This window comes from Neisseria sp. P0021.S005, assembly GCF_051956955.1.
In genome coordinates this window covers 1-3986 of record NZ_JBQCWY010000264.1, presented here as the reverse complement: position 1 = coordinate 3986, position 3986 = coordinate 1, and the positions used below count along the sequence as shown (strand labels likewise).

Sequence of the window (3986 nt, the reverse complement as noted above, 5' to 3'; positions counted from 1 at the left end):
TGCTCTAATTGTTGAATCAAGTTCATTTGTTTTTCCTAAGTTATGATTGGATTTCCTGTTGCTCTTGCAAGATTTCTTTTAAGAGGCGGGATTCCTTTGGGATTAAACTGCGCTTTTCCAATAAATCGGGTCGGCGCTCTAAAGTGCGTCGCAGTGATTGTTTCAATCGCCACTCGGCAATCAAGCCATGATTCCCTGAGCGTAAGACATCAGGAACTGTCATGCCTTGGAATTCTACGGGTTTGGTGTAATGAGGACAGTCTAAAAGGCCGTCTGAAAACGAGTCTTGTTCGGCTGACTGTATATCGCCCAATACGCCCGGAACCAATCTTAAGACAGCATCCATCAACATCATGGCGGGTAATTCGCCACCTGAGACGACAAAGTCGCCAATGCTGATTTCTTCGTCCACACTGCTTTGCAATAGTCTTTCATCTATGCCTTCATAGCGTCCGCATAGAAGAATAAGATGGGGCAGTTCGGCAAGATCTGCGGCCTTTTTATGTGTCAGCGACTGACCTTGCGGACTGAGATAAATTACTTTGGCAGGTTTTTGCGAGTTTGCTTTGGCTTCTTCAATTGCTGCTTGAAGCGGCGGCGCCATCATAATCATTCCCGGACCACCTCCGAAGGGGCGATCATCGATATAGCCAAGTTTGTTGTCGGCAAATTTTCGGGGATTAACGGCTTGAAATTGCCAAAGGTTTTGTTTTCTTGCCCTGCCTGTAACACCATATTCGACAATGCTGTCGAACATCTCTGGAAAAATGGTGATGGCTTGAATCAGCATCAGTAATCCAAACCCCAGTCGGCGATAATAGTTTTGCTGTCGGTATCGACAGATTCGATATAGTTGGAGACGAAGGGAATCAGGATTTGTCCGTGTTTGCCTTTAATCATCAAAACATCATTCGCGCCGGTTTCCATCAGGTTACTGACTTTGCCGAGGACAATGTTTTCTTTATTGATGACGGTCATGCCGACTAAATCTGCCCAGTAGTATTCGTCTTCTTCAGTAGGGGCGAATGACTCTCTGGGAATTTCGATGGTATAGCCGCGCAAGGCAAATGCTTGATCGCGATCGTCTATACCTTCAAATTTGACCTGAAGTTCGCCATTGACAATTTTACCTGCCTCAAGCACAACATTCAGGGTTTTGCCATCCTTGCACAACTGCCACTCTGGGTAGTCCAGCAGACTGTCGGTATATTCGGTATTGGCGGCAATTTTAAGCCAGCCTTTAATGCCGAACACACCTTTGATGTAGCCCATGGCTACCCGTGTTTGAGTGTCTGTCATGGTCGTTTCAGCTGATTAAGCAGCGATTTTTTGCTCTTTAATCAGTTTGGCAACTGCGTCGCTAACTTTCGCACCTTGAGCAACCCAGTGGTTGATGCGGTCTGCGTCGAAACGTACACGTTCTTGTTTTTCGTTGGCAACGGGGTTGTAGAAACCTACGCGCTCGATGAAGCGGCCGTCACGACGGTTGCGAGAGTCAGTTACGACTACGTTGAAGAAAGGGCGGTGTTTTGAGCCGCCGCGAGCCAAACGGATAACTACCATTTTGAGTCCTTTTGAAAAATGCGGATATATAGAAACCGCTAATTTTAGGATATTTTACACGGGTTATGCAAGTTTTTATTTGTTTTTGTTGCTGTTTTGCCATTCGTTCAAATCGAGGCTTGCTTGATACAGGCCGCGGTCGGTTTCCGATGGAGTGACGGTAAATCCTGATTTTTCAGCGAGTTTGAGCATCGGTGTGTTTTCTTTGAGGATTTCCGCATTCATGATTTGATAACCTTGCTGTGTGGCAGTTTGGATAATGAGGCTTATCATTTTGCCGGCCAAGCCGGTTTTGCGTGTTTCAGGTGCTAAAGTAATGCCGAACTCGCACTCATTACGATTGATGCGGCTGTAACGGCTAACTGCGACGATACGACCGTCTGAAGCGAAGGCTACCCACGCGCATTCGGCATGGAAATCGAGACGGGTCAGCCGTGCGAGTGTCGGCGGCGGCAACTCGTTGGTATGGGTCATGAAGCGCGTATAGCGGTCGGCCGCGGGTAATTGGCGGACAAATTTTTGTTTGGCTTCGGCATCTTCAGGTTCTAGTGCGCGGATGTGCAGTGTGTTGCCGTCGGGCAGGGTAAAGGTATCGGTTTGGCTCGGATAGGGTGCGAGTACGTTTTGTATCTCGGGAGTTTCGGTTTTAGGGTGCAGTAGTTCGGACGCGGCTTCGCCGGTGTTGCGTAGAAACTCGGCTGCGACCGGATTTTTTTGTTGGAGGTAGGCGGCGGCACTTTGCATTTTAGCGGCGGCCTGTTCTAAGGTTTGGACGGCTTTTTTGGGGATTTTGGTTGTCGGCGTGGCTGGTTTTTCCACAATTTTGGGAATGATGGTGCTGCTGTATTGGCTGCCGTTGTAGTTGAGGATGATGTCGCCGATATGCTGGTTGTTGTGGATAAGCGTGTTTAGGGAATGCAGGAATTGATTGAGAACGGAAGTGTTGTCAAGTTCTGCAAACTGGCTTAAACGCTGGATATCGAGTGTGGTAAAAGGAGGTAATGCGGCTTCGGTTTTGCCGTTGTAATGGGCGGTAAGGATATTGCCGTAAATGGCATGGCGGTTGAATCGGAATTGGACGGCATTGTGTTTTTGGGTTTGGCACGGAGGCAGGTATAGGGCTTCCGCCATCAGTTCGGTTTGGCCGGAAGCAATGGCTTTATCGATACTTTTGCTTTTGGGTGTTTTTAGACGACCTGTTTTGGCTGGCGCAGGGGTATTTTGTACTTGTTGCAAATAGGCTGTTTGATTGCGGAAATAAAGTGTCAGCAAGGCTTCTTCCGGCGTGTTAAACCGAGTCAGGCCGTCTGAAAAACGATAGCTGACGAGAATGGGCTTGCTGGTTTTTTGTGCCAAATTATCCAGAGTTTGATGAATACTGTATGCGTCTGGCGTATCTGGCGAAATAATGCCAAGCAGGGCTTGAGTATGCGGATTTTGTAATTGTTCGAGCGCCAGACGGTGGATGCGTGCAGGCGTAGGGTTGCTGCCGATGCAGCCTTGTCGGACGGATGGTACATCGGTTGGGAGGTCGAGGGTCAATTCGCAGGCATTGGCGGTAGTGCGCAGCCATTCTATCGGCGTATCGGACAATATGGTGGGGTTGGTAATGACGGGAATGCCGGAAAGGTGGGCTTTTAGGGCTGCTTCCAGTTCGGCGTTATTGAATACCGGTTGGAAATTGCAATGGCGGCTGAGGCTGCGCAGGATGGCTTTGTCTGTGTCGTCGGTGTAGTGTGTAGACAATAGGATAAGCGGAGTGTGGCGTGTAAAGTGGCGGATGGCACTGAACAGCTCGCGTTGGTTTTCGGCCGGATTGTAGTGGATCACGGCAACTTTAGTATGGCGGTTGTGGCCGAAGCGGTTGAGCCAGTCGGCCGATGTAGTAGGGCTTAGATCATAGTTGAGGCTGATGTGGCGCGATACGCCTTGATGCAGCGTGTTCAGCAGGTGGTTGATGTTGCGGCTGACGGTGCTGTGGCCGGTGAGTAATGCGATATGGCCGGCCGGATAGTCGGTTTGGGTGCTGATGTTGAGGTTGAGTGAGGGAAGTTGGATGCCTGCGCTGTTGCATACGGTGATGTTCAATTCATCGCCGTGATGTTTTTGAATGGTGGAACGGGCGTTTTTGCAGGATTCGGGCGGTAGGTTTTCCCAATCTTGAATCAGAATAATGTGGTGCAGGTCTTTTTTACGGCAGGCTTTGAACAGCGAGTCGTAATGGTCGGGCGGGATAACGGCAACAACCAAATCGGCTTGTCCCGGGATTTTGCTGAGGCTGGAGTAGGAGGGAATGCCTGCTACACTGCTGTGTCGAAGATTGACGGGGGTGATTTTGCCTTGATATGAGGAACCGAGCAGGTGGCTGAAAATGCGTTCGCCAAGGCTGTGCGGACGTTCGCTGGCGCCGACGAGGATGATGT

General features: G+C 49.6%; 4 protein-coding genes. All 4 read right to left on the bottom strand.

The annotated features are described in order from the left end of the window. Positions 1 to 40: 40 nt before the first annotated feature. The gene (gene trmD, locus ACTHUE_RS12345) at positions 41 to 790 is read right to left on the bottom strand and encodes a tRNA (guanosine(37)-N1)-methyltransferase TrmD (RefSeq protein WP_004519639.1); all 750 of its coding nucleotides are present in this window, start codon (positions 788 to 790) and stop codon (positions 41 to 43) included. Continuing rightward, positions 790 to 1299, bottom strand: coding sequence for a ribosome maturation factor RimM (gene rimM, locus ACTHUE_RS12340; RefSeq protein ID WP_004519640.1), 510 nt, complete (start codon positions 1297 to 1299; stop codon positions 790 to 792). The genes trmD and rimM overlap by 1 nt, the downstream gene beginning before the upstream one ends. 15 nt (positions 1300 to 1314) lie before the next feature. After that, positions 1315 to 1563, bottom strand: coding sequence for a 30S ribosomal protein S16 (gene rpsP / locus ACTHUE_RS12335; RefSeq protein WP_003684452.1), 249 nt, complete (start codon positions 1561 to 1563; stop codon positions 1315 to 1317). Between the two features lie 75 nt (positions 1564 to 1638). Continuing rightward, positions 1639 to 3984 carry a GNAT family N-acetyltransferase gene (locus ACTHUE_RS12330; RefSeq protein WP_440423589.1) on the bottom strand — a complete coding sequence of 782 codons (2346 nt, stop codon included), beginning with the start codon at positions 3982 to 3984 and terminating at the stop codon, positions 1639 to 1641. Between the last annotated feature and the right edge of the window lie 2 nt (positions 3985 to 3986).